Here is a 3,002-nt window from a genome sequence, read left to right as displayed (position 1 = left end):
GCCCGTCCCCGACCCCGTCCCGTCACCGGCCGACGGCTCGCCGGAGCCCGACATCGGGGGGCCGGACGGCCGGCCGCCGGTGCTCCCGTCGCCCGGTGCGGTGCCGCCGCCCCCGGTGCCGCCGCGCTCGGCGCCGCCCCGGCCTTCCCCGGCGCCCGCGAAACCCTTCTGCTCGGCCTCCCGGCCGCCCTCGCCGTCGCGGTCACCGCGCCGGGCGCCGCTGCCGCTCTTGTCCGCGCCGTCGCCGTCGCCGTCGCCCTCGCCGGGGAGCGGCACCATCCGTACCTTGCCGTCCCCGCGTCCGGCCTTTGAGTCCTCCCCGCTCCCGTCGGAGGGGTCGCCGGCGCCCACCGCCACGTACTCGTCGTCACCGCTGCCGCCGCACCCCCCGAGCAGAGGCGCGCCCAGACAGACGAGAGCCGCCGAGGCGGCTATCCGACCACCCCGGCGGCTCCGAGTCCCGCCGCCGCTCTTCCGCCGTCCCTGACTTCCGCGGGCGGCCTGACTCTTCCGGCTCTGCCGGCTCCACTGCCCTCGCATGGCGCCAGTGTCACTGACGACCCGTCAGATGTGAAGTCTCCGTCTGCCCGTATTCGTTCGCGTGCCCGTACACGTCCGCATGCTCGGCTCCTTGTCTCCGCTCGGTCCCGCGTCTCTGCCCGGTCCCGTGTCTTCGTCCGGTCCCGTGTCTTTACTCGGTCCCGTGTCTTCGCTCGGCTTCGTATGCCTGCTCGCCTGTGTGTCCCCCGCTGCACCCGGCCCCCCGATCGCCTCGACGATGTCAGTCTTCCGCGATCAGCCCTTCGCGCAACTGTGCGAGTGTCCGGGTCAGCAGCCTGGAGACGTGCATCTGGGAGATCCCGACCTCCTCACCGATCTGGGACTGCGTCATGTTCGCGAAGAACCGCAGCATGATGATCTGACGCTCGCGCGGCGGCAGTTTGGCCAGCAGCGGCTTGAGGGACTCGCGGTACTCCACGCCCTCCAGCGCGGTGTCCTCGTAACCGAGCCGGTCCGCCAGCGATCCCTCGCCGCCGTCCTCCTCCAGCGCGGGAGAGTCGAGCGACGAGGCGGTGTAGGCGTTGCCGACGGCCAGCCCGTCGACCACGTCCTCCTCCGAGACGCCCAGGCAGGTGGCCAGTTCGGTGACGGTCGGGGAGCGGTCGAGGGTCTGCGACAGCTCGTCGCTCGCCTTCGTCAGCGCCAACCGCAGCTCCTGGAGGCGGCGCGGCACCCGCACCGACCACGAGGTGTCGCGGAAGAAGCGCTTGATCTCCCCGACGACGGTGGGCATCGCGAACGTCGGGAACTCCACGCCCCGTTCGCAGTCGAACCGGTCGATCGCCTTGATCAGTCCGATGGTGCCGACCTGGACGATGTCCTCCATCGGCTCGTTGCGGCTGCGGAAGCGCGCCGCCGCGTACCGCACGAGCGGCAGGTTGAGCTCGATGAGCGTGTCCCGCACGTACATCCGCTCGGCGGTCGGGTCCGTACCCGGGGACTCGGCAGCCGCCTTGTCGAGCGCGGCCAGGCGCAGGAAGAGCGAGCGGGAGAGCGTGCGCGTGTCGAGCCCTTCGCCGGACACCGCGGCGACCCCCGCGAGCTCGCCGGCCGTCGTGCCAGGGCCGTCCGGGCCGTCCGGCCTCTCCGCTCCGTCCGCCAGGTCGCCCGTCAGGTCGGCCGCCAGGTCGGCGCCGCCCGGCAGCCCGGCACCCTCTGCCAGTTCGGCGCCTGGCTCTGTGACGGGCTCCTCGACGAGGGCGTGAGGGAGGACGTACCCCCTCGGCCCGTCAGGTGCCCCCGGGGCCGGAGCCGGGGACGTGTTCTCGGTGAGCACCTTGGAGCTGCCCAGTTCTACGGACATGCCACCCCCTTGAGGTCGCGGACGGGTCGCTGCGGCGCCCTCGGCTGGAAGAGGCACCTCCCCCTCCATACCGGGACCGCCGCCGCGGCAAACGCAGCTCTTGCAGAATGTCACAAGTAGGCAACGCGACGTAGCCTCATGTCGATAAAACTGCACAGCTGGGAGCGGTGGGGCGGAAGTTGAGGTCGCTCGATCCGGTTACGCGTCGATTCGATTTGCGGCCCGCAGCCGGGCGAAGCTGCGCGAGAGCAGCCGCGAGACGTGCATCTGCGAGACGCCCAGCTCGGCGCTGATCTGCGACTGCGTCAGGTTCCGGTAGTACCGCAACAGCAGGATCCGCTGCTCGCGTTCGGGCAGCTGTACGAGCAGGTGGCGGACGAGATCGCGGTGTTCGACGCCGTCGAGCTCCGGGTCCTCGTAGCCGAGCCGGTCCAGCAGCCCCGGCATCCCGTCCTCACGCTCCTGGGCGGCCTCCAGCGACGTCGCCCGGTATGCCCGCCCGGCCTCGATGCAGGCGAGCACCTCCTCCTCGGAGATCTTCAACCGCTCGGCGATCTCCGCGGTGGTGGGCGACCGCCCGTGCAGCGTCGTCAGATCCTCCGTGGCGCCGCTGACCTGCACCCACATCTCGTGCAGTCGCCGCGGCACATGCACGGTGCGGACGTTGTCGCGGAAGTAGCGGCGGATCTCGCCCACGATCGTCGGCATCGCGAACGTGGGGAACTGCACGCCACGCCCGGCGTCGAACCGGTCGATCGCGTTGATCAGCCCGATCGTGCCGACCTGGACGACGTCCTCCATCGGCTCGTTCCGGCTGCGGAAGCGCGCCGCGACATACCGGACGAGCGGCAGGTTGGCCTCGATCAGCGCCGCCCTGATGCGCTCGTGCTCGGCCGTGCCCGACTCGTGCCGGGAAAGTTGTTCGAAGAGGGACTGCGTCAGCGCCCGGGTCCGCGCGGCCCGCTCCCGCTGTGCCTCGGCGGGCGTGCGCGGTGTCTCGGACGGGGCGTCCGAAGAGGCGGCGGCTGCCGAGACGGCGGCTGCCGAGGAGGCGGACCCTGATGCGGCGGTTCCCGTCGAGCCGGACCCCGCGAAGGCGGTTCCCGTGGAGGCGGACGGGACGGCGGCCGGCGTGGAG

Annotated in this window: 2 protein-coding genes and 1 pseudogene; all 3 read right to left on the bottom strand. The window is 71.9% G+C overall.

Features of this window, described 5'->3' with window-relative positions:
* Window positions 1-279, bottom strand: a pseudogene (locus tag AB8Z75_RS33070) (DEAD/DEAH box helicase); the annotation flags it as partial.
* A gap of 502 nt (window positions 280-781) precedes the next feature.
* Window positions 782-1,864, bottom strand: coding sequence for an RNA polymerase sigma factor SigF (locus AB8Z75_RS33065; RefSeq protein WP_369208533.1), 1,083 nt, complete (start codon window positions 1,862-1,864; stop codon window positions 782-784).
* Window positions 1,865-2,062: 198 nt separating this feature from the next.
* On the bottom strand, window positions 2,063-3,002 hold a 940-nt coding region (locus tag AB8Z75_RS33060; RefSeq protein ID WP_369208532.1), incomplete at its 5' end, for an RNA polymerase sigma factor SigF.

This window comes from Streptomyces sp. PU-14G, from assembly GCF_041028275.1.
Classification (GTDB): domain Bacteria; phylum Actinomycetota; class Actinomycetes; order Streptomycetales; family Streptomycetaceae; genus Streptomyces.
Note: the sequence above shows the minus strand (reverse complement) of the source record. Positions and strands in the feature narration are given on the sequence as shown.

Coding starts and splice junctions, on each gene's coding strand:
- AB8Z75_RS33065 (WP_369208533.1), bottom strand. CDS start 1,864: ATGTCCGTAGAACTGGGCAGCTCCAAGGTGCTCACCGAGAACACGTCC.